The sequence below is a fragment of the Clostridium algidicarnis genome, from assembly GCF_000703125.1.
In the GTDB taxonomy this organism is placed as follows: Bacteria; Bacillota; Clostridia; order Clostridiales; family Clostridiaceae; genus Clostridium_L; species Clostridium_L algidicarnis.
In genome coordinates, this window is the sequence record NZ_JNLN01000001.1 from 510,948 (window position 1) to 536,801 (window position 25,854).

The window sequence follows — 25,854 nt, forward strand, 5'->3', positions numbered from 1 at the left end:
TAGGTTATAATTTTAGATCGAGTCCACTTGCTTTTTTCTCTAACATAAGTTTTATAATATCGGCTATATAAGCTCCAGCTTCAACTGCAGGAGTACCGCCTCTATGTATGTTAGATACAACTGTTCTTCTTGATTCTTCCATACCAATTGTTCCCTTGTAAGCTATATAAGCACTCATACTTTCTGCTGTTACAAGGCCTGGTCTTTCTCCTATAAGAACGCAAGTTACATCTGCTCCAAATTCTTCAGAGATAACATCCATAGCTCCAACTCTTCCAAGCTTTACAAAGAAAGGCTTTCCTACAGATATTCCGTATCCTTCAAGTCCTTGTATTAATGCAGGTAATATACTCTTAACATTAGCTTCTATAGCTTTTGAACTTAGTCCGTCAGAAACATATATTTGCACTTGTGGATTTCTCTTATAAGATTTTAACTTATCGAGCTCTTCCTTTGAGATCTTTCTTCCAAGGTCTGGTCTAGTTATGAATTCATCTTTAGATGAACACATAGTTTTAACTATTTGAAGATCCATATCTTCCAATACCTTTTCATCAACATCTGTAAATACAGCATCTTGAGCTGCAGCATGGTCTGCTCTAAATCTGAGTGTTGTTTCTGTTTTGTATCTTGCCCCTGCTCTTCCAACACCAAGTCTAGCTGGTGTATGCTTTTTCATTTTTAGATATCCTTCTCTATCAGCTGGATTCTTTACTAAAAGATTTGTTCTAATATCAACCTCTGTAATATCTGGAATCATTCCATCTTCAACTACAGTTGCTGTTTCTAAAATCTCTTTAGCTATACCTTCTGCACTTGATCCTTCTTTTGTAGTCATTTCAACTAAAACTTGTTCTACTAATCTTTTTAAATCACTTTCTGAAAACATATTCTTACCTCCTTTTACTTTTTAAGAAATACAGAAGCATCTCCTGCTCTTGCTGTTAATTTACCATCTTTTATAAATTCCCATTTTTCTAACCAAGCTTCAAATTCAGCAATTGGTCTTTTATTTAACAATTCTCTTAAAGCTGCTGTTTCATGGTATCCTGTAGTTTGGTAGTTAAGCATTACGTCATCTCCATGAGGTATTCCCATAAAGTAGTTACATCCTGCTGTAGTTAACAATACTGCTAGGTTTTCTACATCATTTTGGTCTGCCTTCATATGGTTTGTATAACAAACGTCGCATCCCATTGATATTCCTGTAAGCTTACCCATGAAGTGATCTTCAAGACCTGCTCTTATAACTTGTCTGCTGTCATATAGATATTCTGGTCCTATAAATCCAACAACTGTATTAACTACAAAAGGATCATATTTTTTAGCAAATCCGTAACATCTAGCTTCCATTGTCACCTGGTCAGCACCAAAATGTGCTTCTGCTGATAACTCTGAACCCTGTCCTGTCTCGAAATACATAACATTCGGGCCAGCTGCTGTTCCTTGTGTTAATGCTAACTGTCTAGCTTCTTCTATTAAGTCTGCTGTAATTCCAAATGCTGCATTTCCTTTTTGAGATCCTGCAATACTTTGGAATATTAAATCTGTTGGAGCTCCTTGTTTTATAGCTTCCATTTGAGTTGTTACGTGAGCTAAAACACAGTTTTGTGTTGGTATTTCATATGTTTGTTTTACCTCTTCAAATTTCTTTAATATCTTAACTACACTTCCAACTGTATCATCAACTGGGTTTAGTCCTATAAGTGCATCACCAATACCAAATGTTAATCCTTCTAATAAAGAAGCAACTATTCCATCCACATCATCTGTTGGGTGATTAGGTTGTAATCTTGCAGATAATCTTCCATCTTCACCTATTGTAGTATTACAATGAGCTGTTATTTTTATCTTCTTTGCTGCATATATTAAATCTAAATTAGACATAAGCTTTGCAACAGCTGCAACAACTTCACTAGTAAGTCCTCTTGAAACTCTTGTTATATCAGCACCTGTTGTGTTTTCATCTAAGATCCATTCTCTTAAATCTGAAATTGTCCAGTTTTTGATTTCAGCATATATCTTTTCATTTACTGCATCTTGTATTATTCTTGTAATTTCATCCATTTCATAAGGAACAACTGGGTTGTTTCTTATATCTGAAACTAAGAGATGACTTAATACAACCTTTGCTGCAACTCTTTCTTGAGCTGATTGTGCAGCTATTCCTGCTAATTTGTCTCCGGACTTATCTTCATTAGCTTTTGCTAATACTTCTTTAACGTCCTTAAACTGATACGTTTTTCCAAATAATTTAGTTTTAAGTATCATTTTGTTCACTCCTTTTAATAAATTTATGAATTAAATACTAGGGTTTTTATTACTACTGGGACTACCTTACCATTTACTAATGGTTTTCCAATATCGATATAATCTCCATTTTCTACCTTCACACTATCTATGCATATTACATTATTCTTTCTGCCAAGTTGTGCATAAATGGTTTGACCTAAAACTTTTGCTATATCATTTTCTACAATTACAAATAACGGATAATTGCTTTTTATTAATGATTCCATTCCCTTTATAATTGAAGCTGCTAAGTTTTGTATATCTATAAAAGAAGGATTTTTACTCCCTTTTAAAGCTAATGCTATTAATTGACTTTCATTTTCTACATTAAACCAACTTATTTTCTCTCTTACTGCCTTTTCTATGGATTCAAATCCTTGCTCTTCATCACTCTTTGACAGTTTCAAAATAGGAAGATTTTTAATTGGAAAGACATCCTCTGTAGTATAAGTAATTGTGCTGCCACTAATATCTGTGGTATGTGATCCTGCTCCAACTACTGTAGCTCTTATAGTTTCAAGAGCTGGTTTTAATTTTAAGTTTGAAAGTATACTAGATTTTTTTATTTCTTCTCCTAAAATTACTCCCATATCTCCAAATTTAAAGTAGTCACTGTAATCTTCTTTGTATACATAATCTGCTACTCCACCTGAAAATGTTATATATTCTATGTTGTAACCATCCTTTAGTCCCTTATTGGTTTGAAGATAGTCATACATCTTACTTCTTTCTTTTAAACAAACAGACTCTTCTATAATTCCAACCATTCTTTGTGCTATCTTTCGAAGCTTATATATGTCTGCTTTATCTCCAACTTCAACTTTTACTCCTATAGATTCTGCAAGTTCTTTAATTTTAGGATATATATAATATATTTCTTTGGTATCCATATCTATTTTAATAAGTCTACCGCCTATATCCATGCATCCTGTATCAACAAGCTCTCCATTTTTAAATAGTGCTAAGTTAGATGTTCCTCCACCTATATCAATATTTACAACATAAGCATTTTCTTCATCTGACACCTTATCGGCACCAGCTCCTCGTCCTGCAATTATTGATTCTAGATCAGGTCCAGCTGTTGCCACAACAAAATCTCCTGCAAATCCACTTAATGTCTGAAGTACATCATTAGCATTTTCTTTCCTTGCAGCTTCTCCTGTTATTATTACAGCTCCAGTCTTCACATCATTTATGTTTACTTTAGCTTTTTCATATTCACCCTTTATTATCTCTTTTACCTTTTCTTTATCTATTTTCTTTTGAGTAATAAGTGGTGTGAAATAAATTTCGCTTCTATATATTATTTCTTTATCTACAATATTTACTCGTGGAACTGAAAAATTACTAGCTGTATTTTCAATTGTAATATGAGTAAATACTAACTGTGTAGTAGACGTTCCTATGTCAATACCTACGCTTAAAATTTGTTCTTTCATATCGTTACCGCATATAACTTTAATTATTATAATAATAAGTTAAGTTATAAGTTACGGGCTTCCCCCTTTGTTGTTTTTTATAAACTAAGGCCAAGGTTGGATATACTATTGGTAATGCTCTTAATTTAAGGGTAATACAATTTTATCTTTCCCTAAAGAATGAGTTATTAAACCTACTGTCTTAGATAAAATAAAGCCCAGAATATTCATTAGCATATCTAAAATTACTTTTAAATATTTTCTAATAAATATTCTGGGCTTCATTGCCTTCTATAACCAAAAACCACTTTGTCTTTGGATTTCCTAATTTAATTTTTAAAATCAAAAGTCATGGTTGTTCCAATAGAGTTAGATTGAATATCAATCTGTCCTTTTAACTTATCTGAAATTAAACTATTCATTATCATAAGACCTAAACTAGTTTTTGGTGCTTCATCTACTTTAAATCCTACGCCATTATCTATGACAGATATTTTTGAATAGACATTTCCCTTTTCTACTTTTATTGTTATCTTTCCAGTTTCCCTACCAACAAAAGCATGCTTTAAACAATTTTGAATAGCTTCATTTACAATTAATGATATTGCTGTAGACTTATCTGAACTAATAATTAAATCATCACCTACAACCTCAATTGCTAAATCTAACTTTTCATTCTTTTCAAAGCTTATCATATAAGATTTAATCTTATATATAACATCTTTTATATTAACATCATCAATACCTTCTTTTGCAAGCATTTCATGAGTTATTGCTATACTCAAAATTCTATTTATGCTATCATCTATGGCAGCTCTAAACTCTTCGCCTTGAATCCTTCGTGATTGAAGTCTTAAAAGGCTTGCTATGGTTTGAAGATTATTTTTCACTCTATGATGTATTTCTTTTATTACCACAGATTTTAAAACTAATTCTCTTTCTTTTTCCTTTAAATCTGTAATATCTTTTATAAGCATTACTACCTTTAAAACCTTACTACTTTGAACTATATACTTTACCTGGAAACACATTTCTCCAATATCTACTTCTTCTACTTCTATAGACTTACCAACAATTAGCTCATCTATAGTATACTTTGATAATGATAAATTGGAAAAGTCCATTCCAACTAATTGTTGATGATAACCGAGCTTTTCGTACAACTCTTCTGCTACTGGATTTTTGAATCTTAATACTCCATTTTCATCAAATACAAGTATAGCATCATCTATATGATATGTTATATTTCCATCTTCATACTTGCTCTTTTTACTTTCTATTTGCGATAGTAATTCTTCATTAGTTTCTGCTAATATAGCTAGCTTTCTACTTTCTTTTGTGTCTTCTGTAACATCTTGTTCTGAAATAATAACAGCAATAACTTCATCTTTATGATTCTTTATAGCTTCAACATTTTGTTTTACAATTATATTTTCTTGTGTAGTTGCTTTAATATCTCTTGAGGGCATCCCCGTTTGCAGTGTTCTTAGTACAGCAGGTTCATTTTGCCTTATGGCAAGCTTCCCTACAACATTTTCTTTGTAAAAAGATGTTGCATCTCGATTTTTTGCACTAGCAATTACTATTGCAGCATCTTTTTCATTTTTCACCATACAATCTATAAACACGTCAGCTTTTGAAGAATCAGCTACAAATTGAAGAGTTTTAGCTATGCTCTGTATTATTTCAATATCATCTTCAGTTAAAGAAGTATACTTTAAACACATTTCTCTTATTTCATTCATATTCATTCCTACTTTTAAGCTTCTTCTTCGCTAATTATTATTATTCTAGCTACTTCTTCCATGGTTATTCTCTTTTGCATACTAATATCTCTTATATTTGTATAAGCATCATTTTCAGAAATATTATTTTTTGCCATGAGTATGCCCTTGGCCTTTTCTATAATTTTTCTTGACTCTAGCTTCTTTTCTAAAACTTTAACATCTTTTTTTATCTTTTTGATTTCCTTATGTCTTGATAAACAAACTTCTATAGTTGCAACTAAAGATTTATTGTCTATAGGTTTCACTAAATAACCGATAGCTCCAACTTCTTTAGCTTTTTCTATAAATATTTTATCACTATAAGCACTTAATAATATTACTTCTCCTGCAAGTTCTTCTTTTAAGATTATCTTAGTTGCATTTAAGCCATCTAAAAGTGGCATCTTTATGTCCATAATTATTAAATCAGGTAAATGCTTTCTTGCAAGCTCTATAACATCAAAACCATCTGAGGCTTCAGCTACTACATTGTAGCCTTCTTCCTCTAGCATTTCCTTCATATCCATTCTTGTAATAGGTTCATCATCGGCTATTACAATTCGTTTGTTCATGGTCTTCCACCTCTTTTAATAAACATCTATAGGTTATTTCTTTAAAACCATTTTATCATAAAAATCTTAATTGCACTCTAAAAATCTTTTTAATTCCTGAATTTCTTTTTTTTCTGCAGCATTTACACAAAATATTTTTTCAGCTCCTGCTGTAATTAAAAATTCTTCAGTTCTTTTTAGAGACTTTTCATCCTTACATAAATCGATTTTAGTACAAATACCTATAACTTCCTTATTAAACATACTACCAAATCCTGGTGGAAAGTTACTTGTGTCATTGCTTGAATCCTGAACTAATGCAATTACATCTGCTTCTGATGATGTTACTATTAGTGCATTATAATATACTCTGTTATCTAAATACTCTCCTGGAGTATCTATTATATAATCACCAAACTCTATAGATTGCGTCTTTTTATATCTTATGATTTCATCTATTAAAGCTTGACTTAGTGTAGTCTTTCCAGCTCCTATAGATCCTATAAGCATTATTTTTTTCAAACTATTTCCTCCTAGGATTTTGTTATATCAGTGATTGTGAATTTCAAAACATTTTTAAGTACATTGCAAACTTCTCTTAAAGCAGCCTCTACGCTTGAAACATCTCCAAGCACCACAAGTGATCCACTAAATCTATCAATAAATCCTATTTCAACTCCTGCTGCTTTAGTAGCAACATCTGATGCTATTATGGCCGCTTCACTTGGAGTTATCGTTAGTATTCCTATTGCTTCTGCATTTTCTTCACTAAGTCCCAATTTTTTGTATATTGATTTATTAGGATGTGCAATTAAGTGAGCTAAAGTAACCTGTTTACCAGGAACATATTCCTGAATAACTCTTTGTTTCTCTTCCATCTTTCCCACTCCATTCCATTTAAAGACATAAAAGCTCCTTAAAGCATTATTAATGCATTTTAAGGAGCTTCATTGCTCTAATTATAATTGTACGCCGTTGCACAATTAACGTTTATTTAACTTATATTTAAATTATAATAGTATCTACTTTAATTGTCAAATGTTTTTGAAAACCTTTTTTAAGTTTATATAATAATTATTTTCCCTCATAGACAGCTTTAAATAATGTGTTAAACTCTTCTACTGTTGGCTTCCTGGGACTTGTAATTGTACAACTATCATTTAAAGCTATTTCTGAAAGCTCTTTTAGATTGTCATCAAAGTCCTTTTTGCTAATATTAACCTCTTTAACACTATATGGTATGCTTAAAGTTTTCTTTAAAGAATTTATAGCTCTTACTAAAGACTTAACACCTTCTCTAACATTATTGCTACTTGTAAGATTTAAGAACTTAGCAATTTGTGCATATCTTATTGCAGTATCACTATATTGAATTTTATTATCGAATCTATTTTCAGAACTTAAGTCTGCATTAAATTCTATAACATAAGGAAGTAATATTGCATTTGCTTTTCCATGAGGAATATGGAATCTTCCACCTAGTATGTGAGCCATGCTATGGTTTATTCCAAGTGAAGCATTTGTAAATGCCATTCCAGCTATGCAAGAAGCGTTATGCATCTTTTCTCTTGCTTCTAGGTCATTTCCATCTCTATATGCTTTTTCTAAGTATTCAAATACTAGCTTTATAGCTTTTTCTGCTAAAGCATCACTAAAATCTGAATGCTCAGTAGATACGTAAGCTTCTATTGCATGAGTTAACACATCCATACCTGTATCTGCTGTTATAAAATTTGGAACACTTTTCACAAGGGTTGCATCTAGTATCGCCATCTCTGGAACCATAGATTCCTCTACTAATGGATACTTAACATTATACTTTTTATCAGTTACAACTGAGAAAGATGTAACTTCTGATCCTGTACCACTAGTAGTTGGTATAGCTATAAGCATAACCTTTTTATCTTCTGATACATTATTCAATCCTTTATTTATAAGATCTCTAAAGTGACTTATAGCCTTTGCAGCATCAATTGCTGAACCTCCACCTAATGCAATTAGAGCTTCTGGTTTAAATGCATCCATAGCTTTAATTCCTTTTGATATTGTTTCAAGTGGTGGATCTGGAACTATGTCAGAAAAAATTTCATATTCAATATTTGCAGCATCTAAATTTTCTGTAACCTTAGTTACCATTCCTGATGTAACCATAAATGGATCGGTTACAATGAACACCCTTTTACATTGAAGCTTACTAAGCTCTTCAAGCTTTCCAACTCCAAAATAAACATTAGGTCCTACTTTAAAATTACTCATACTTTCACTTCCTAAGTTTAAATTTTGTTTTCTTTAGTTTCTTTAGTTTTAACTTTATTTATTCCTTAGCTAGCTTTATTTAAATTTATATTTTTATATAAAAATATAAAAACCCCCTAAGAAAATTCTTAAGGAGCTTCATCACTCTTTATAATTACACGCCATTGTGTAACTTTATCTTTATTATCTTTTTAAAATTGTATACCCTTATATTATAAATTTGTACATATTCATTTTATAACTTTAAAATATTACTGTCAAGATGATTTGAAGTTGTTCATATGGATAATACTTGGCAATGCTCTATTGAATCATACTTATCACTTTAGCTCATAGTAAGTATCTACTTTAACTCCATTACCATCTTTATCCTCTTCCCTAAAGATTTTCTCAAATACTATAGAATTGCTATTATTAAATCCATATCCATATGCCGCTAATTCCTCATCCACCATATCTATATACACTTTATTTTTTCTATCAAAAATATAACGTGATGAGTGTCCACCGATACTTATGAATATATATTTATCCGTTATTTGAACTTCACCTGTAGCAAAATAACCATATCCTTTATAAATTTCATTATCTTTATATATAAGTTTGCTTAACTTATCCGCATCTAAGTCATAAATTAATAAATCATCCTCAAGCTCTTCACCTGGCTTTTATATTGATATAACTATAGTATTATCCTTAATAGCTCCCGAGCTTACAAACATATCCTTTGTTACAACCCTTTTTTCTTCGGTTTTAATATCATATAAATACAAATCAGAATATTTATAAAAGTTTCTTCCGTAATCAACAAATGTTCTTAACCTCGTCCATATTATCTTGTTACCATCAGTCTTAGGATGATTTAACAGCTCATTTTCCACCTCATCTGAAACTTCAACTTCTTTAAGCTTATTTTCAGATAAGTTATAACTCATTATCTTTGTTATTACAGCTCCATCTTCTCTCTTATCTGTAGACCTATAAACAACTATATCATTTGCTATTGAAATTCTTATAGGATTATATATTTCATCCGCCTTCAATTCAAATTCCTCTTTAGTATATTTAGCTTTATCAATTATTATGACCCTACCATCTTTTAAATTCTTTGCTGCTACAAACCAATTGAACCCTTGGCTTAGATTTTCATTTCCTACAACTTTGTCCTCATCTTCAATCCAAACAACCCATTCTCCATGGTTTGAGACCTCATATAGATAGTTTTTATCATCAATAACTTTACAAACCTTTGTTTCCTCTTTTGTTTCTAAATTATAAGAGTATATATTCTTACGATCATCTCTACGGGTCACAGCTATTTCATTTTCATTAATTTTTCCCCTATATGATAAATTTTCATCTATCACTACCTTTTTTATATAATCATCCTCGGTGATATTCCGAATGGGGTAATCTAGTAATTCATACTCTACTTCTTTGGATTCTATATTATCTTTTTTTCATTATCCAAATTATTTATACCAGTATCTTTCTTGCAAGAAATAAATAGTGTACTTGTGAGCAAAACAAGAAGCAATAGCTTTTTAAATTTCATATATGCCTGCCCCTTTATATTATTTGTAATATTATACCATCATGCCCCCTTAATGTCAATATATTCTTATTATGTAATATTACTGTCAAGATGTTTTAACTATGTTTGGGGACAGTTCACAATTTTAATATTTATGGAAAATTTAATATAACATATATTAGCAAAATGTTATAATAGTAGTAGTTCGTATTTTTCAGTGTGAAATGGAGGTGAATTAATGTCCTTAGTACAATGTTCTAATGTAATAAAGAACTTTCAAATGGGTAAAGTACAAGTTGAAATTTTAAGAGGGGTTAGTTTAAATATTGAAAAGGGAGAATTTACTGCTATTATTGGCGAATCAGGCTCTGGTAAGTCTACTCTTTTAAATATTTTAGGGGGACTTATGCCCTTTGATAAGGGTGAGGTATCTATAGCTGATACTAATTTGCATAATTTAAACGAAAATCAGCGTGCGCTTTTCAGAAGAAAAAACATTGGATTTATATTTCAATCTTATAACCTTCTTCCACAATTAACAGCCTTTGAAAATGTTGAGATGCCTTTAATTTTTACTGGCATGTCTAAAGTAAATAGGAAAAAAACTGTTCTAGATATTTTAGAACATGTAGGTCTTAAAGATAGGATGAATCATAAGCCATCAGAGCTTTCAGGGGGACAGCAACAAAGAGTTTCAATTGCTAGAGCCTTAGTTAATAATCCTTCTATAATTCTTGCAGACGAACCCACAGGAAACCTAGATAGTAAGACAAGCGTTGAAATCTTAGATTTACTGAAAGGACTTAATGAGTCGTTAAATATGACCTTTGTAGTGGTTACTCACTCTAAAAGGGTTTGTGATTATGCTGACAGCATAATTAAAATGAAAGATGGTCTACTAGAATAATTATTACAGGAGGTTTATATGAAAAAGACTTTTATAAAAATTACTTTAGCCCTAGGTCTTGCCTTATCCATTGGTATTAACACTGTTCCAGCCTTCGCTGAAACTCAAGGGGGGCTTCCCGGAACGCCAAGTGATGGAGCAATTCCAAACAGCATGCAGCAAGTACAAGCTCCAAGCCAAGGTATACAATCTAAAAAGCTTATTATATCTGAAGTTACAACAGATCCTGCCTTTGTAGAACCAGGCAAGGAATTTACCCTTAATTTTAAGATAGAAAATAAGTCTTCAAATAAACTTGAAAATATATCTTTAAGTATATTAGGTATTGAAGGTAAAAATGTTCTTGAAGGCTTTTCACCAGTTGGAACTACAAATGAAATCTATTATGGAGGATTAAACAAAGGCGGAACTGGAGAAATATCCTTAAAACTTATAGGTTCTCCATCCATTAAATCGGGAATATACAACTTTAATATTAATTGTTCATTTAATGAAAGTGGAAGCTCCCCAGTAGAAATAAATAAGGTTTGTGGAATAATTGTAAAAAACACTTCTAATATGATGATTACTGAATTCAAACCTTTAGAAAATGGAAATGTAACTGGAAGCTTTCTAAATGCAGGTAAAGGATCTTTAAATAACGTTATGGTAAACATCACAGCTGGCGATAAAAATATTTCAAAATATATAGGGGCCATGGAAGCTGAAGTTGAGGAAAGTTTTGATGAAGCTCTTGGAAGTTTTGAATCAGATACTTCTGGTAATGTAGTCATTAGCTTTAATGATGAAATGGGCATAGAAAACAAAATAGAAAAACCATTCACAATTAAAGGTACTAATGTAGTAACTACTTCAAAACCAGCTTTAGAAAAAAAGTGGTCTTTTAAATCTGTGTTTAAAAAGCTTTTTGGACTAGGTTCTTAATATGCGTCTTACAGATTTATTAGAAATGATCTGGAAGAATCTTTGGAAAAGGAGAAGCAGAACTATATTTACCATGATAGGTGTTATAATTGGCTCTGTAGCCATATTCACCATAATATCCCTTGGAAATGGTTTTAAAAAATATATAACCGATGAGATTGGCTCTGTGTTTGATACCTCAGTAATCTCAGTATCTCCAGCCATACCACCCTCAGCTTATGGGGCGCCTGTAACCCCTGATGAAAAAAAGCTAAAAACTAAATTAGATAAAAAGGCCATAAAAGATTTAAAGAGCTATTCCTTTGTTAAATCAGTTATTCCAAAACTTAATGACTACGGTAATATAGAATATAAAAAGATTAGCACCGGCGCTAGTATTACTGGTATGCCTATGAAAGAACTATCTAAAAAAGATGATCTTTTAGTAGGCCGCTATCCAACAGATAATAAAAATGAAGCAATCCTTGGATATAAAATGGCTACTCTTCTTTTAGACTATAAACCTACTGACAAAGTGGATTCAAAGGAAATTGAGTCCTTATTAAGAAGATCCTTTAAGTTAAATATCTCTAATAATGGAATGATGCCAGGTGCTAAAGACTCTTCTAAAACAGAAGATGAGCATACTATAAACTTAACTATAGTTGGAATATCTAAAGAAAATGCCATGGATGACTTTACAGTTAAAGTTCCACTAAGCACTGTAGAGGATATCAAAAAATGGAAGGCTTCTAAAACTCAAAATGATGAGAATAAAGAAGAAGGATATACCAGTGTAGAGGTTGTTCTAAAAGACACTAACAAAATAGATGAAGCAGAAAAAACATTAAAAGAAAATGGATACCAAATAAACTCTTTTAAAGAGATACAAGGTAGCATAGGAAAGCTTTTAGATGGTGTTAAACTAATATTAGCAGCCCTTGCAGGAATTTCTTTATTAGTAGCAGCCTTTGGTATAACAAATACCATGAACATGGCTATATATGAAAGAAAAAAAGAGATTGGTATTATGAAAGTAATAGGCGGAAGTGTTAATGATATAAAGAAAGTATTTGTAGGAGAAGCTTGCACTATCGGTCTTATGGGTGGAACTATTGGACTTACCCTAGGATTCATAGCTAATTTTCTTATAAATATGTTAGCTAATGCCTTTATAACTAAAGGACAAGTTCCGAAAATAAAAATAGCATCTGCGTCGCCAGGTCTTATTCTATTCATATTACTCTTCAGCACCCTAGTGGGCTTCCTCTCAGGAGTAGTCCCTGCTTCAAAAGCAGCAAAACTAGATGTTATAAGTTCTATAAAAGAAGAATAAACATATTGGGATAAAAAGGGAGCACCTCTAGGGTGCTCCCAATTAAAGGAGGCACCCCAGAGGTGCTTCCTTTATTTTACTGGTGCTACGGATGTTGTAGGCGGTACTATATTCTTTATTGAGTTTGACCCAATAGCTAATATAAATCCTAAAGTCCATACTATGATTACAACTGCTGCACTCTTTTTCTTTGATATGTTTCCAATAACTGCTATACCTATAGCTATTAAAACCATTTGCCATAAACCAAATACATTAAGCTTTGAAATTAAAATATCAGCTATTGTCATATTTGCGGCGGCTTCAGCAATGGCTGCTAAGTCTAAAGGTTTATTTGCTATAATATCATAAATAGCTTTTATTATTCCACCTATTAGTACTGGAAAATATGATATTAAATAAACCCCTACCATTTGACGATAAGTTGCAGTGCTCTTAAATATCTTAGCTATTAAAAAATAAACTAAAGACATAAAATACACGGCTATTATCGTTACAATTATCGTGGTAATTACTGCTGAAATAGGTGATGTAAAAGCTCCTGCTAATTTCTGAGCCGTAGCTGCAGTAGCAGGATCCACCCCTTTAACTGATTCACTTACAGCTCCACTTAGTTTGTCCTTAGAAGCTATTGCTAAAATAAGCGCTGTGATAGCAGAGCATACCACCACAATAAGAAGCCTAATCCCGTAACTTTCATTATCCTTATAATACTCGAAAAGTTTTTGTGGGTTAACAAAAAAGTTCTTTACCTTTTCCCAGAGCGTTAATTTTAAAACTGGAATATTATCTACTGAATTATTGTCTTCCATGATTTTCCCCCTTTTATTTACTATTACCATTTTATCACATCACTATGCTAATTTCCATAATTTTAGTCACTTGTATGGTAGATTTAACATTTAATTAAATGACCTCCAAAAGTCCCCTTTTAAATCAATTATATTAATAATATCTTTGTATAGTATTTTAAAAGTAGGAAATCCTGCAGAGTAAGGCCCAATATCATAAGGATAAAAGTAAATATATAGTCCATCTTTTGATATATAAAATGGTTGATCTTCTTTTATTCCAGTATAGGAATCTTGGAATACATAAGAATACTGCGGATCACTTTTTATTTGGTATCCTACTATATCACTTAGAACTTTTACGTAATTGCTATCCTCTTTAAATAAATCTTTTAACTCATAGAAGGCTCCTGTAACTAAATTTATATGTGCATACATCTTAGTTGGCATACCATGAGCTGCCCCAAAGGGGTAGTTATATCCATTAAGCTCTAATACTAATAGTTCCTTCTTAAAAAATTGTACCTGAAAGTTTCCAACATAACTATAACCTAATTGAACATCCTCTTCTACCTTCTTTGCCTTTGATAAAACCTTAAGCTTATCATTAACCTGACTTTGTAAAATTCTATCTTCCATTCCTTCAATTCTTGGATAATAAACTAGATAATCCTTATTAGGCTTATACTTTTCTTTTACAACCTTATATTGCTGATTTAAATGAATTACTAAATTTTCTTTCCATAATAAGATACCTTGTTTATCAAAATAGGAAGTTATATAATCCACAAATGCCATTATAAGATTGTTTTGTAATGTTAAAGTCCCACTACCACTTACTATAGGCGAATCTTTAGTTCTCTTCCCCTCTTTATCAATAAAAAAGGTTTCCTTCTCATCATAAACAGAAGCAACTCCGCCTTTATAATTAGAAACTCCGTAATAAATAAACTTTGTAAGCGCATTACCATTTGTATCATAAATAGCATATTTTGAACCTATATAAGGTGAATTTTCATCTATTGGAATACCGACAGCTACCCTGCTTTCTCCTATTGAAATTATAGAATTATACTGAGGTTTTATTACATAAAAGCCAAGTTTATCTATAAGCCCATAATTGTTTTTAATATCCTCTGAATTATTTACTATAGCTCTTCCAAAACTAAAGTCATCTGCATAATAAAATTGTGGTTTTATAATTACCTTACCATTTATATCAATATATCCATATTTCCCATCCTCATTTTCCTTAAATGCTAGGAGTCCATCACCTAAGCTACCTACAAAGGCATAATTGTATTTACTTAGTATAATTCCATCAATATTTATTAAAGCATACTCATTTTCTTTGATCTTAACTACAGCCTTTCCATCTCTAAAGTCATTTACATATTGATATTTTGCAGGTATAACTTCTTTCCCTTCCTTACCTAAAAATCCATAAAGAAAATCATTATTAGAAGATTCGATATTAAACTGTGCTCTTCCGTCTTTAAAGTTTCCTATATAGCTATAATCCTTATTTGTTAATATATTTCCCATTTCATTAATTATGTTAAACCCTTTATCATCCATAACTACAGCCCTGTTATTTGAAAACTCGCCTATAAAATTATATTTAGGACTTACTATATAGTTATTGTTATAATCTATAATTCCATAAAAACTCCCTACCCCAACAATAGCAAGTCCATTATCTTGGAAATTTGAAGCTGAATCGTAATAAGGCTTAATTATGAACTTACCACTTTCATTTATATAACCCCACTTAGTTCCACCTATCATGTTCAAAGGTGCTGGATATAAATCTAAACTTCTAGTTTTTAGATGTGATAATATATGATTTCTAAGTCTCATTAATTCATCTTTTGAAAAATTTACCCCATAATATCCAAAAATTCCGTAGTTATTTTCTAATACCATAACATAAAGATTCCCTTGCCACCTATAAACTACAATTAATTCTTCTAAATAATCACCATTTAAATCCGCCCTTATTATTAGAGGCTTATTATCTTCTGTAATTACTATTTCGGCCCCTATAGGTAAGTATATTTTTATAAAATTGATTAAACTTATATTATACAAAATAATACACCTTTCACATAGTACTTCTAAAAATATTATATGAAAGGTGTATCGGGTAAGTTACCATTAGCCCTTTATAATAAATACCTAAATTATCTTTTCATAGCAAAAGAAGTTTTCCTCTCTTCCTTGAAATCTTAGTATGCCAGCATATTTGTAGCCACACTTTTCAAATAACTTTTGTGCATTTGGATTTGAAAACATGGTATCTGTCTTTAAATAATTTATGTTGTTTTCTATAGCTAAGCTTTCAGCAAACTTCATAAGCTTATAAGCATTTCCTCTTCCCCTGTATTTACAAGCAATAGCTAATCTATGTATTATGTACGCCTCCTTGTCTTTTGACCATTTTATGTCTTTGTATTCTATAGGCTCATCCTTATTAATACATGCAAATCCTGAAACCCTTCCCTCTTCTTCTATTACATGTAGTTCTTTATTTTCTATATCCTTTTCAAAATCCTTGCTTAAAGGATACTCATTATTCCATTGATGATTATTATTTTTATCCATATCTACAATTGTTTCCTTAACAATATCCATAATTTCATTCATGTCTAAAATAGTAGCAAGCCTGATCATTTTATCCCCCTAACCCTTTTCACTAAATCTATTACTTTTTCTTCAATTATATCTCTAACTCTTCTAAATTCATCTAAAGATTGCCCTGCAGGATCATCTAATCCCCAGTCTTCTTCTATTTTTGAATTTACTACTGGACATCCTTTTATGCATCCCATGGTTATTACAATATCTATATTCTCTGGTATACTTTTAAGTGTCTTTGGGTATTGTGTTCTTATATCCACTCCCACCTCTTCCATAACCTTAATTGCATCAGGATTTACAGATTCCACTGGTATAGTACCTGCACTATATATATTTAAAATATCAAAGCCATACTTTTTAGCAAATCCTTCTGCCATTTGACTTCTGCAAGAGTTTCCTGTACATATAAATGCTACAATTTGTTTCATATGAAGCCTCCCAACATTATTTACAGTTACATGGGCTTTTTGAGTTTATATCACATTCCTTTAAAGTCTCACAGGTTATCCCACTTTTTCTATACTCACTTAACTTTTCTAAATCTTTATTATAAATATCTATACCTTTTAATTCATTATTAATTAATTCTTCTAAAAACTTATATTCAGTTAACATATCTTCATTAATTTTATAATAAACCCATTGAGCTTTTTTCTCATAGGAAACTAAGTTTAATGTGCCTAATTTGTTTAAATGCCTAGATGCATTAGATTGATTTATATCTAATACATGCTCTATTTCTCCAACACACATCTCTCCATTTTTTAATACATTTAGTATTCTCATTCTATTTTCATCTGCTAGTGCTTTTAGTATTTGTATTAAATCCATTTTATGCTCCTATATGATTATTTTCTTATTAAAGAATAACTTTCTTTGTTAATTACACTTTCTTAACATTAACGTATCTTCTTAATATAATCACATTATCTTAACGCAATTACGTTTCTATAATATAATTCTACTTATATTATAACATTATTAACCTTTAATAATGTAGCTTTCTATGCATTATCATATTTAAAATACTTTCTTGTATTATTAGCTATTCTAACTAGGATAAGCATCACTGGAACTTCCACTAGTACTCCAACAACTGTTGCAAGTGCTGCCCCAGAATTTAATCCAAATAGTGAAATAGCTACAGCTACAGCAAGTTCAAAGAAATTGCTAGCACCTATCATTCCTGCAGGAGCTGCTATACTATGTGGCAAATTCCATGCCCTTGCCCATCCATAGGCTACTCCAAAAATCAAAAAGGTTTGTATTATTAGCGGAATTGCAATTAGAACAATATGAATTGGATTGTTTAATATTGTTTCTCCTTGGAAGGAAAATAATATTATAAGTGTTAATAAAAGTCCTATTATTGTTACATTACTAAACTTTTTAATATATACATTTTCGAAATAATCTAGTCCCTTTTTCTTAACTATTATAACTCTTGATAGGTACCCTGCAAGTAGCGGTACTACAATAAACAATATAACGGATAAGAATAATGTATCATAAGGTACAGGTACATTGCTAACACCTAATAAAAATGCTACTATAGGTGCAAAAAGTACTAATAATATGAGGTCATTTATAGCCACTTGTACTAATGTATATGCCCCGTCCCCCTTAGTCAAATAACTCCAAACAAATACCATGGCAGTGCAAGGTGCTGCACCTAAAAGGATAGCTCCCGCTAAATAACTTGTAGCAAGGTCTGCTGGTATAATGGGCTTGAAAACTACCTTTAAGAAAAACGAAGCAATTATATACATAGTAAATGGTTTTATAAGCCAATTAGTTACACAGGTAACAATAAGTCCTTTAGGCTTTTTAGTAGCTCTTACTATACTTGAAAAATCTATTTTAAGCATCATTGGATATATCATAAGCCATATTAATATCGCAACTGGAATAGATACCTTAGCATATTCAAATTTACTTAATGTTTCAGGTATTATAGGTATAAATTGTCCTATCATAACCCCAAGTACAATACATACAATTACCCACAAAGTTAGATATCTTTCAAAAAAACTAATGCCTGAACCACCTTTACTCTTTTCCATACTATCTCCTCTTTTCTATTTAATTAAGTTTACTAATTCTTTACCTTTTATTTCTTCACTTTTCCAGGGTATTACAACGAAGTTACCCTTTGAGATTTCATTTATATTACTTAATGTTATTCCTAAGTCTTCATTTACTACAAATACTACAAATTTTAAATGGTGTGCTGGGTCTGTAGTTGTCAAATGAACCTTTACACCTTTTCTTGAAAGTCCAACAGCAATAACTGCCGCTAAGCTTGTCTTTCCTACTCCTCCCTTACCCATAGTAAATATAACCTTTTTCTTTGAAATATATAAATCATCAATTAATTCTTTAAGATTTGGTATGTCTTGTCTTTTTAATTTACCTTCTTCAGTTTCTAAATAGTTTTCCTTAAGCATCATCCTTATATTTTTAATTCCTGTCATGTTGTAAGATCTTAGTGGAATTCTATAAGTTTCCATATTCTTTAAATAATCAGGTATATTTTTTAATGCTTCTTGTTATTTTGAATATAATTTATTTGATACATCATCATCTTTTGAGCCTTCGTCTAGCTCTAATATCCCATTTATAACCATCATTTGATTATTAACACCTAAATCTCTAAGCTCTTTTGATGCTCGTTCTGCTTCCTTAAGTGGTGAATATTCTGCTCTAGATATTAATATTAATTTAGTTACCTCACCATCTCCTAAAGTTTCTACAGCATGTTTATACATATCCTTTTTGCTTTCTAATCCTGATAGTTGTCCTAAACAAGAGGCTCCATGAGTACTTTCGCTAATAAAGTCACTCCATGATGAAGATAGTTGTAACATTCTTATTTAATATCTCCCGTAGCTTACACTAAATGAATTAGCTTTACTCTTTTAATGAAAATATGAGTTTATATGATTATATTACTATATACTCATATACTATTCTTTAGTATTATTTTTGTCAACTATCTAGTTAATTGCTTTCAATTGCTTTCAATTGCTTTCAATTGCTTCAACTGCTTCAACTGCTTTTAATTAAAATCTTATAGATATTATCTTAAATTTAATCCTTATTGTTTTTTTAATCTATCTCCAGTATTAAGATAAATAACCGCTATAATTACTGCAATAAAAAATATTTACTAGTTATATGATAAAATTATCCACATATTGGTTATATATCTTTGGAACTAGATATTTTCATATAAATCTTTACTCAAGTTACCTACTAAATCATCCCATAAAATCCTACTCCAAGTAGTGCTGCTGCAACAATAACAAGTATAGGATGAATTTTTGACTTTAAGCTTATAAAAAGTATTATTGCTCCTATTATAATAGATTTATAATCTACATAAGACTGCCTTGCAAGAGAAATAAATGCGCTTATTATAAGTCCAATTAAGGCTGGTCTCATACCCATTAATGCTGATTTCATTAATTTTGAGTTCTTAAACTTTAATATGTAATGGGTAGCTATAGAAACTAAAATAAAAGAAAATGATACTACCCCAACAGTTGCAAAAACACTTCCCCAAAATCCACATATTCTATACCCAACAAAAGTTGCTGAATTAATGGAAATAGGTCCTGGAGTCATTTGTGAAATGCCTATAATATCTAAAAACTCTGAAGATGTTAACCAGTTATTTTTAGTTACTATTTCTCTTTCGATTAATGGTAACATGGCATATCCACCACCATATCCAAAAACCCCTATTTTAAAAAATGTCATATATAATTTAAAAAACATGTCCACTTTAAACCACCTGCTTTCCTAGAAAAATTATTCCATAAATAGCTGCAAGGAATATCATTATAACGGGATGAACATTAAAAACAGTAATGGAAACCACACATGTTATTATAATTAGTATATTTATGGTATTCTTCTTTACAGATTTAGATAAGCTTCTAACTGCAAGTAATACTAATACTGGAACTGCCCCTCCAATGCCTTTAAATACATTATCCACTATATAGTTATCTCTAAACTTCATAAAAAAAGTAGCTATAGTAAGGATTATTAAAAATGATGGAATTATAACCCCAAGTAGTGCAACAATAGCTCCTAAAACTCCCCCTAGTTTATATCCTATAAATAAAGATGAATTTACAGGAAGTGCCCCAGGAAAGCTTTGAGATATAACCAAGATATCTGTAAAATCATCTTTTGAAATCCATTTTTTTGATTCAACCACTTCTTTTTCTATTAAAGGAATCATGGCATACCCACCACCAAAGGTAAAAGCTGCAATTTTAAAGAAACTAAAAAACATAACAATTAATTCTTTCATAAAACCCCTCCTACAATAATTACTGTGACAGGGGTGAGTATATCATAGGGATACTCCCATTAAAAGTTGGATTTTATTATGATTAACATAGGTTTTCTTTATGCATTATAAATTCAATTTAATTTATATGAGATTAATTATAGGATTTAAATGAAATTTATTATATAATGTAAAAGTATATTTTCTAGTAAATAGTCAAATACTTAATATAAAGGGAGATTTTAAATGGAATGCAAAACTAATATAGATGATAAAAAAGCATCTTTGAATTCAGATGAAGAGAGTTTGAATAAATCATCTTTAAATTCAAATGAAGAGGCTTGGAACAAAGAAACTTATGATGCCTGGGTTGAAAGATTAGGCTCTCCGAAAGATGCCGCAAAAAAGATTAAAGAAAACCCAACACATAGTATATCTACACTTTACCATAAATTTGGAGACTTAAAGGGTAAGAAAGTTATGAACCTTATGGGCTCTAACGGTAATAAAGCTGTAGCTTTAGCATTGCTTCACGCAAATGTAACTGTGGTAGATTTTTCAAAGGGAAATAAGCGTTACGCTTTAGAACTTGCAAAAGAGGCAGGGGTTAACATTGAGTATATCTTATCAGATGTACTTAAACTTCCTGAAGATAAGATTACTTCTGATTATGATATAGTATTTGCGGAAATGGGGATACTTCACTATTTTACAGATTTAAAGCCTTTTTTAAATCTAGTACATAGGCTTTTATCACCTGGTGGCATATTTATTATAAGAGACTTTCACCCAATTTCTACTAAGCTTATTAGCTCAAAAGGCTCTACAGCAAAAATTCGTAAACATAAGGTAACAGGAGATTATTTTGATACTTCACTAGAAGAAAAGTCAGTATCCTATTCTAAATATTTAAATGACACTGATGAACCCGAAAAAGTACTCCTTAGGAAATGGACAATTGGTGAAATAGTAAGTTCCGTTGCAAAGGAAGGCTTTATTATTAAAAGTTTAGATGAAGAACCTAATTTATCTTCTGAAACTTTTGATAAAGGCATTCCAAAAACCTTTATTTTAGTGGCCGAAAAAAGCTTTTAGACCCCACATTATTTTTCACCTCTAACTTTATATGGTATAATTTAAAATTGAAGGGTAAAAAATATGATTTGAGGGTGATAAATTTGTTAGTTCCAAAGTCAATTACATGTCTAAAAGGTTATACTAAAGAGCAATTTATGCAAGATTTTAGTGCAGGAATTATAGTTGCAATAATTGCACTTCCACTATCAATTGCTCTAGCCATAGCCTCTGGTGTTTCTCCTGAAAAGGGATTATATACTGCAATCATTGGTGGATTTATAGTTTCACTTCTAGGTGGTAGTAGAGTACAAATCGGTGGGCCTACAGGTGCTTTCGTAGTTATCGTGTACGGCATTGTCCAAAAATACGGAATGGATGGCCTATTAATTTCAACTATTATGGCAGGAATCTTCCTTATTCTTATGGGGCTTTTAAAACTTGGTGGTCTTATAAAATACATTCCATCTTCTATAACTTCTGGCTTTACTAGTGGTATTGCCATAGTTATTCTGTCTACTCAGGTAAAAGATTTTTTGGGCCTTACTATGAGCTCAGTTCCTTCAGAGTTTTTAGCTAAGTGGACAGCCTATATTAATAGTATGAACACTATTAATATTCAAAGTTTATTCATTGCCATTTTAACACTTCTAATAATTATTTTTTGGCCTAAAATAAGCAAAAAGATACCTGGAACCTTTGTTGCCATAATAATCGCAACAATAATTACCATGGTGTTTAATTTGAAAGTTGATACTATAGGAAGTCAGTTCGGGGAGCTATCTTCTGCCTTACCAAAACTTGTAGTACCTAATGTAAGCTTTGAAATGATAAATCAGTTAATGCTGCCAGCTCTAACTATTGCAATACTTGCAGGGGTTGAGTCTCTACTATCAGCAGTAGTTGCAGATGGTATGATCGGCGGAAAACACCGTTCTAATATGGAATTAATAGCTGAAGGAGTAGCTAATATATTTTCAGGTATGTTCGGTGGAATACCTGTTACTGGAGCTATTGCAAGAACTGCAGCTAATGTTAAAAATGGAGGTAGAACTCCCGTAGCTGGAATAGTCCATTCTTTTGGTATTTTAATTATTATGATGCTATTTATGCCTTATGTAAAGTTAATTCCAATGGCTTCTTTAGCTTCTATATTAGTCCTTGTAGCCTATAATATGATGGAATGGGAAGCCTTTAAACAAATCTTCAAAGCACCTAAAGGTGATGCTTTAGTGTTTATAGTTACATTTATTTTAACTATATTCTTAGATTTAGTTGTAGCCATAGGAGTTGGCGTTGTCCTCTCTTCATTCTTATTTATGAAAAAGATGGCCGAGGTTACAGATGTTAAATACATAGTAGATGATATTAATGATAATGAAGTATCAGATGTTATAAGAAATGTGAAAACTCCAAAGGATGTTTCAATTTATGAAATTAGTGGACCTTTTTTCTTTGCTGCAGCAAATAAATTTGTAAATGCAGTAAGAGAAATGGGTACACCTCCAAAAATATTAATAGTAAAAATGGAAAGCGTGCCTTTTATAGATGCTACTGCATATCATTCACTAGAAATGCTATATGATCTTTGTGAAAAACATCATACAAAACTTATAATACTTGAAATACAAGAAGGACCTTTAAAAGTACTTGAAAATTATGGTTTCACAAAGCTTCTTGGTGAAGATAACTTTTGTAATGATATAGATGGAGCCATTGAAAGGGCTAATACTTATATTAACTGTCAGTAAATATATATAAACATATAACACTAAAAGTCCACAGCTTAACTATTTAATTAGCCTTTGCTGTGGACTCTTTTATATACTTAGTAAACTCAATCCCTCAATCATCAATTCCGCTGACTTTATGAAGTACCTTAAATCTCATTCTTTTATTTTACCTATAAAATAGCAAAAGGACTGTGATATTAATCACAGTCCTTTAATTAATTAAATAAATCTAATTCCCTTAACTCTTCTATACTTAAAGCTTTCATAAAATTTTCCTTTACTAAGCAGTTACTTTATCTTCCATGCCTAATTCATCTGTTTCTTGACTAGCTACTTTTTTATTCTTTCCATAATTTTTGAATACTGCTGAACCTAAAAGTCCTGCTACAGTTCCTCCAGCTATTGCAAATGCAATGGCTAAAACTACTTTTATAGGATCATTAAATCCAAAAGGTGCTAAAAGTCCTGGTATTGGAGATGCTGTTCCTGGTGCATTATTTATAATTTTAAAATATGCTGCTGCAAGTCCTGCAAGTCCTCCACCTAAAAAATTCGAACAATATATTGGTATTGGATGCTGTGTTATAATATGAGCTTGTGTTAAGGGTTCTAACATAACAGCTATTACATTGCTTTTATTTCCAAGCTTTAGCTTTTTAAATATAATACCGTTTGTGAAGGAACCGCCAACACAGGCTATTGCAGCTATACCCATAGCTAAACCTTGAAGTCCTATCATTGCAGTAAGTGCCATTGAACTAAGTGGAGATGTACAAGTTATCTTCATTATTCCACCAAGTAAAAATCCCATTACATAAGGTGATTGCTGTGCTGCTGTGGATATCATTTCTCCTATGCTAATCAATGTTGAGTTTACTATTGGATCCACTCCTAAAGCTATAACTCTTGCTAAAGGTGCTATTACAAGTGCTCCAACTATGGTATCTAATCCTTCTGGAAGTTTCTTCTCTATAATTGGTGCTACAAGTCCTACTATATATCCAGCAACAAATCCTGGAAGTATTCCATATCCTCCAAGAGCCACTCCTGCTACTACTGCATATATAGGATTAACCCCCATTGCTATTGGAACTAATATAGCTGCTGCAACTCCACCCATGGAGCCTGAAGATTCTCCTACCTGTCTTAAAAAACTTAAGTTTAAAAGATCACCACTTATATACTTATGTATTGCCTCTACAAGAAAAGTTGCTACTGCTGCATTTGCAAGTCCCGACATTGCTTTATTTCCTTTTGGCGCCTTAAAACTAAAAAGTGAAAATAAAGCTAGTGTAAATAGTAACAGTCCTATACCTATTATTATATCCATCATAAAGCTCACTCCTTTAAATTTTTAATCAAAACAATTCAAACTTATTAATTATTCTGATTGTAACGCTTTACCTTCGTAAGGTTTCAAGGAGTTTCAAATTGGTATTTATAATGTGCTATATAATATTCTTATAAGTACTATTTGTTAATATAATAACGAATTCCTTGTAAAAACTTCTTTAAATTAACTTTGCCTCTTTCTTTACCCTTACCCCTTATGAAATCCATTTCCTTTTTTATTTCATCAAAGCTAAAAAGTGAAGTAGAAAACTCTGCAAAAGTCTCATTCATATAATCTTCTATTCCAAGGCTAGCGAGATTTGTCATGGCTCTAAATGCAGTTCTTCTTATTCTTTGTTCTGTAGATTTAGGCTTAGAGGATATCTTTTTGAAAAATTCATTTAAAGTTGTTCTATCTAAAATGCCATCATGTTCTATCATATATGTTAAAGCTCTTATTATATCTTCTTCTCCGCCTTCGCTTAATATTCCTATTTGCTTCATAATACCTTTAATACTATCTTCAACATTTGACATAACTTCTTCATTTTCGTCAAAGCTCTCTTTGTTATTTAATTCTGCTTCATTTATTTTAAAATTATCAACTTCAAATAAGGTTTGTATTTTATTTAACTTTTCTCTCATAACTATATCATTTATCACTCTAGACAAAACTGCTTTAACTTCCATAGCATTTATAGGTTTATTAATAAAAAATTCTATGCCACTTTCATAAGCCTTTTCTATCATATCCTTTGATGTTACTTGAGATATCATAATAAACTTTATATTGTTATATTTGCTTCGTATTTCTCTAATTACTTCTATTCCATCCTTACCTGGCATTAATAAATCAACTATAATAATTTTAGGTTTCTCTCTACCTATTAATTTAAAAATATTAGTACTATCTAAATCCTTATTTTCTATTACCTCACCTATTTTTTCATGTTCTATTATCATAGTTAATATTTTATGTATATTAAAATCATCATCTATTATAAGTATTTTCAAAAAA

25 protein-coding genes and 1 pseudogene are annotated in these 25,854 nt (G+C 31.1%); 5 read left to right on the forward strand and 21 right to left on the reverse strand.

Annotated features, from left to right (window positions below):
- Positions 1-4: 4 nt before the first annotated feature.
- The 10 genes from eutC to BV55_RS0102550 form a co-directional block, all read right to left on the reverse strand.
- Positions 5-889: an ethanolamine ammonia-lyase subunit EutC gene (gene eutC, locus BV55_RS0102505; RefSeq protein WP_029451174.1), complete on the reverse strand. Its 885-nt coding sequence runs from the start codon at positions 887-889 to the stop codon at positions 5-7.
- Positions 890-903: 14 nt separating this feature from the next.
- Positions 904-2,271, reverse strand: a complete 1,368-nt coding sequence (locus tag BV55_RS0102510) for an ethanolamine ammonia-lyase subunit EutB (protein WP_029451175.1) — start codon at positions 2,269-2,271, stop codon at positions 904-906.
- A 23-nt stretch (positions 2,272-2,294) separates the two neighbouring features.
- A complete protein-coding gene (gene eutA / locus BV55_RS0102515; protein ID WP_029451176.1) occupies positions 2,295-3,731 on the reverse strand; it encodes an ethanolamine ammonia-lyase reactivating factor EutA in 1,437 nt (478 codons plus the stop codon).
- Between the two features lie 308 nt (positions 3,732-4,039).
- Complete coding sequence (locus BV55_RS0102520; RefSeq protein ID WP_029451177.1) at positions 4,040-5,455, reverse strand: histidine kinase N-terminal domain-containing protein; 1,416 nt, start codon at positions 5,453-5,455, stop codon at positions 4,040-4,042.
- 14 nt (positions 5,456-5,469) lie between these two features.
- On the reverse strand, positions 5,470-6,048 hold the full coding sequence (locus BV55_RS0102525; RefSeq protein ID WP_029451178.1) for an ANTAR domain-containing response regulator: 579 nt from the start codon (positions 6,046-6,048) through the stop codon (positions 5,470-5,472).
- A gap of 66 nt (positions 6,049-6,114) precedes the next feature.
- On the reverse strand, positions 6,115-6,549 hold the full coding sequence (locus BV55_RS0102530; protein ID WP_198023179.1) for a EutP/PduV family microcompartment system protein: 435 nt from the start codon (positions 6,547-6,549) through the stop codon (positions 6,115-6,117).
- Between the two features lie 11 nt (positions 6,550-6,560).
- Positions 6,561-6,905, reverse strand: a complete 345-nt coding sequence (eutS, locus tag BV55_RS0102535; RefSeq protein ID WP_035794219.1) for an ethanolamine utilization microcompartment protein EutS — start codon at positions 6,903-6,905, stop codon at positions 6,561-6,563.
- A 196-nt stretch (positions 6,906-7,101) separates the two neighbouring features.
- On the reverse strand, positions 7,102-8,283 hold the full coding sequence (locus BV55_RS0102540) for a 1-propanol dehydrogenase PduQ (protein WP_029451181.1): 1,182 nt from the start codon (positions 8,281-8,283) through the stop codon (positions 7,102-7,104).
- 320 nt (positions 8,284-8,603) lie between these two features.
- Positions 8,604-8,750, reverse strand: coding sequence for a hypothetical protein (locus BV55_RS15505; protein WP_157469591.1), 147 nt, complete (start codon positions 8,748-8,750; stop codon positions 8,604-8,606).
- A gap of 201 nt (positions 8,751-8,951) precedes the next feature.
- Positions 8,952-9,650, reverse strand: a complete 699-nt coding sequence (locus BV55_RS0102550) for a hypothetical protein (RefSeq protein ID WP_029451182.1) — start codon at positions 9,648-9,650, stop codon at positions 8,952-8,954.
- Between the two features lie 405 nt (positions 9,651-10,055).
- Here BV55_RS0102550 and BV55_RS0102560 point away from each other — a divergent pair, with 405 nt between their 5' ends.
- Genes BV55_RS0102560 through BV55_RS0102570 form a run of 3 tightly spaced genes read left to right on the forward strand, consistent with a single transcriptional unit; the run spans position 10,056 to position 12,963 of the window.
- On the forward strand, positions 10,056-10,724 hold the full coding sequence (locus tag BV55_RS0102560; RefSeq protein ID WP_029451183.1) for an ABC transporter ATP-binding protein: 669 nt from the start codon (positions 10,056-10,058) through the stop codon (positions 10,722-10,724).
- Positions 10,725-10,742: 18 nt separating this feature from the next.
- Positions 10,743-11,648 (forward strand): COG1361 family protein, encoded by a 906-nt coding sequence (locus BV55_RS0102565; RefSeq protein ID WP_029451185.1) that lies wholly within the window; start codon positions 10,743-10,745, stop codon positions 11,646-11,648.
- A 1-nt stretch (position 11,649) separates the two neighbouring features.
- On the forward strand, positions 11,650-12,963 hold the full coding sequence (locus tag BV55_RS0102570; RefSeq protein WP_029451186.1) for an ABC transporter permease: 1,314 nt from the start codon (positions 11,650-11,652) through the stop codon (positions 12,961-12,963).
- Between the two features lie 71 nt (positions 12,964-13,034).
- Here the strand turns inward: BV55_RS0102570 and BV55_RS0102575 are convergent, their stop codons facing one another.
- The 9 genes and pseudogenes from BV55_RS0102575 to BV55_RS0102615 form a co-directional block, all read right to left on the reverse strand.
- On the reverse strand, positions 13,035-13,775 hold the full coding sequence (locus BV55_RS0102575) for a Yip1 family protein (RefSeq protein ID WP_029451187.1): 741 nt from the start codon (positions 13,773-13,775) through the stop codon (positions 13,035-13,037).
- A gap of 90 nt (positions 13,776-13,865) precedes the next feature.
- Entirely contained in the window at positions 13,866-15,845 is a 1,980-nt protein-coding gene (locus tag BV55_RS0102580) for a WG repeat-containing protein (protein WP_029451188.1), read from the reverse strand.
- 87 nt (positions 15,846-15,932) lie between these two features.
- Positions 15,933-16,427, reverse strand: a complete 495-nt coding sequence (locus BV55_RS0102585) for a GNAT family N-acetyltransferase (RefSeq protein WP_029451189.1) — start codon at positions 16,425-16,427, stop codon at positions 15,933-15,935.
- A complete protein-coding gene (locus tag BV55_RS0102590; protein ID WP_029451190.1) occupies positions 16,424-16,822 on the reverse strand; it encodes an arsenate reductase ArsC in 399 nt (132 codons plus the stop codon). Before BV55_RS0102590 ends, BV55_RS0102585 begins: the two co-directional genes overlap by 4 nt.
- A gap of 16 nt (positions 16,823-16,838) precedes the next feature.
- Positions 16,839-17,225, reverse strand: a complete 387-nt coding sequence (locus tag BV55_RS0102595) for an ArsR/SmtB family transcription factor (protein ID WP_029451191.1) — start codon at positions 17,223-17,225, stop codon at positions 16,839-16,841.
- A 173-nt stretch (positions 17,226-17,398) separates the two neighbouring features.
- Positions 17,399-18,457 (reverse strand): ACR3 family arsenite efflux transporter, encoded by a 1,059-nt coding sequence (gene arsB / locus BV55_RS0102600; RefSeq protein ID WP_029451192.1) that lies wholly within the window; start codon positions 18,455-18,457, stop codon positions 17,399-17,401.
- Between the two features lie 96 nt (positions 18,458-18,553).
- Positions 18,554-19,267, reverse strand: a pseudogene (locus tag BV55_RS15240) (ArsA-related P-loop ATPase); the annotation flags it as partial.
- 382 nt (positions 19,268-19,649) lie between these two features.
- Positions 19,650-20,180 carry a chromate transporter gene (locus BV55_RS0102610; RefSeq protein ID WP_423752098.1) on the reverse strand — a complete coding sequence of 177 codons (531 nt, stop codon included), beginning with the start codon at positions 20,178-20,180 and terminating at the stop codon, positions 19,650-19,652.
- A gap of 1 nt (position 20,181) precedes the next feature.
- Positions 20,182-20,718 carry a chromate transporter gene (locus tag BV55_RS0102615; protein ID WP_029451195.1) on the reverse strand — a complete coding sequence of 179 codons (537 nt, stop codon included), beginning with the start codon at positions 20,716-20,718 and terminating at the stop codon, positions 20,182-20,184.
- A gap of 225 nt (positions 20,719-20,943) precedes the next feature.
- On the opposite strand from BV55_RS0102615, the gene BV55_RS0102620 reads away from it, so the two are divergent.
- Both BV55_RS0102620 and BV55_RS0102625 read left to right on the forward strand, forming a co-directional pair.
- The gene (locus BV55_RS0102620) at positions 20,944-21,792 is read left to right on the forward strand and encodes a class I SAM-dependent methyltransferase (protein ID WP_084170479.1); all 849 of its coding nucleotides are present in this window, start codon (positions 20,944-20,946) and stop codon (positions 21,790-21,792) included.
- A gap of 83 nt (positions 21,793-21,875) precedes the next feature.
- The gene (locus tag BV55_RS0102625) at positions 21,876-23,522 is read left to right on the forward strand and encodes a SulP family inorganic anion transporter (RefSeq protein WP_029451198.1); all 1,647 of its coding nucleotides are present in this window, start codon (positions 21,876-21,878) and stop codon (positions 23,520-23,522) included.
- 262 nt (positions 23,523-23,784) lie between these two features.
- On the opposite strand, the gene BV55_RS0102630 is transcribed toward BV55_RS0102625, so the two are convergent.
- Positions 23,785-24,834: a PTS sugar transporter subunit IIC gene (locus BV55_RS0102630; protein WP_029451199.1), complete on the reverse strand. Its 1,050-nt coding sequence runs from the start codon at positions 24,832-24,834 to the stop codon at positions 23,785-23,787.
- A gap of 140 nt (positions 24,835-24,974) precedes the next feature.
- Positions 24,975-25,850 carry a DNA-binding domain-containing protein gene (locus BV55_RS0102635; protein ID WP_029451200.1) on the reverse strand — a complete coding sequence of 292 codons (876 nt, stop codon included), beginning with the start codon at positions 25,848-25,850 and terminating at the stop codon, positions 24,975-24,977.
- Between the last annotated feature and the right edge of the window lie 4 nt (positions 25,851-25,854).

Coding starts and splice junctions, on each gene's coding strand:
- eutC (WP_029451174.1), bottom strand. CDS start 889: ATGTTTTCAGAAAGTGATTTAAAAAGATTAGTAGAACAAGTTTTAGTT.
- BV55_RS0102510 (WP_029451175.1), bottom strand. CDS start 2,271: ATGATACTTAAAACTAAATTATTTGGAAAAACGTATCAGTTTAAGGAC.
- eutA (WP_029451176.1), bottom strand. CDS start 3,731: ATGAAAGAACAAATTTTAAGCGTAGGTATTGACATAGGAACGTCTACT.
- BV55_RS0102520 (WP_029451177.1), bottom strand. CDS start 5,455: ATGAATGAAATAAGAGAAATGTGTTTAAAGTATACTTCTTTAACTGAA.
- BV55_RS0102525 (WP_029451178.1), bottom strand. CDS start 6,048: ATGAACAAACGAATTGTAATAGCCGATGATGAACCTATTACAAGAATG.
- eutS (WP_035794219.1), bottom strand. CDS start 6,905: ATGGAAGAGAAACAAAGAGTTATTCAGGAATATGTTCCTGGTAAACAG.
- BV55_RS0102540 (WP_029451181.1), bottom strand. CDS start 8,283: ATGAGTAATTTTAAAGTAGGACCTAATGTTTATTTTGGAGTTGGAAAG.
- BV55_RS0102560 (WP_029451183.1), top strand. CDS start 10,056: ATGTCCTTAGTACAATGTTCTAATGTAATAAAGAACTTTCAAATGGGT.
- BV55_RS0102565 (WP_029451185.1), top strand. CDS start 10,743: ATGAAAAAGACTTTTATAAAAATTACTTTAGCCCTAGGTCTTGCCTTA.
- BV55_RS0102570 (WP_029451186.1), top strand. CDS start 11,650: ATGCGTCTTACAGATTTATTAGAAATGATCTGGAAGAATCTTTGGAAA.
- BV55_RS0102575 (WP_029451187.1), bottom strand. CDS start 13,775: ATGGAAGACAATAATTCAGTAGATAATATTCCAGTTTTAAAATTAACG.
- BV55_RS0102585 (WP_029451189.1), bottom strand. CDS start 16,427: ATGATCAGGCTTGCTACTATTTTAGACATGAATGAAATTATGGATATT.
- BV55_RS0102590 (WP_029451190.1), bottom strand. CDS start 16,822: ATGAAACAAATTGTAGCATTTATATGTACAGGAAACTCTTGCAGAAGT.
- BV55_RS0102595 (WP_029451191.1), bottom strand. CDS start 17,225: ATGGATTTAATACAAATACTAAAAGCACTAGCAGATGAAAATAGAATG.
- arsB (WP_029451192.1), bottom strand. CDS start 18,457: ATGGAAAAGAGTAAAGGTGGTTCAGGCATTAGTTTTTTTGAAAGATAT.
- BV55_RS0102615 (WP_029451195.1), bottom strand. CDS start 20,718: ATGAAAGAATTAATTGTTATGTTTTTTAGTTTCTTTAAAATTGCAGCT.
- BV55_RS0102620 (WP_084170479.1), top strand. CDS start 20,944: ATGGAATGCAAAACTAATATAGATGATAAAAAAGCATCTTTGAATTCA.
- BV55_RS0102630 (WP_029451199.1), bottom strand. CDS start 24,834: ATGGATATAATAATAGGTATAGGACTGTTACTATTTACACTAGCTTTA.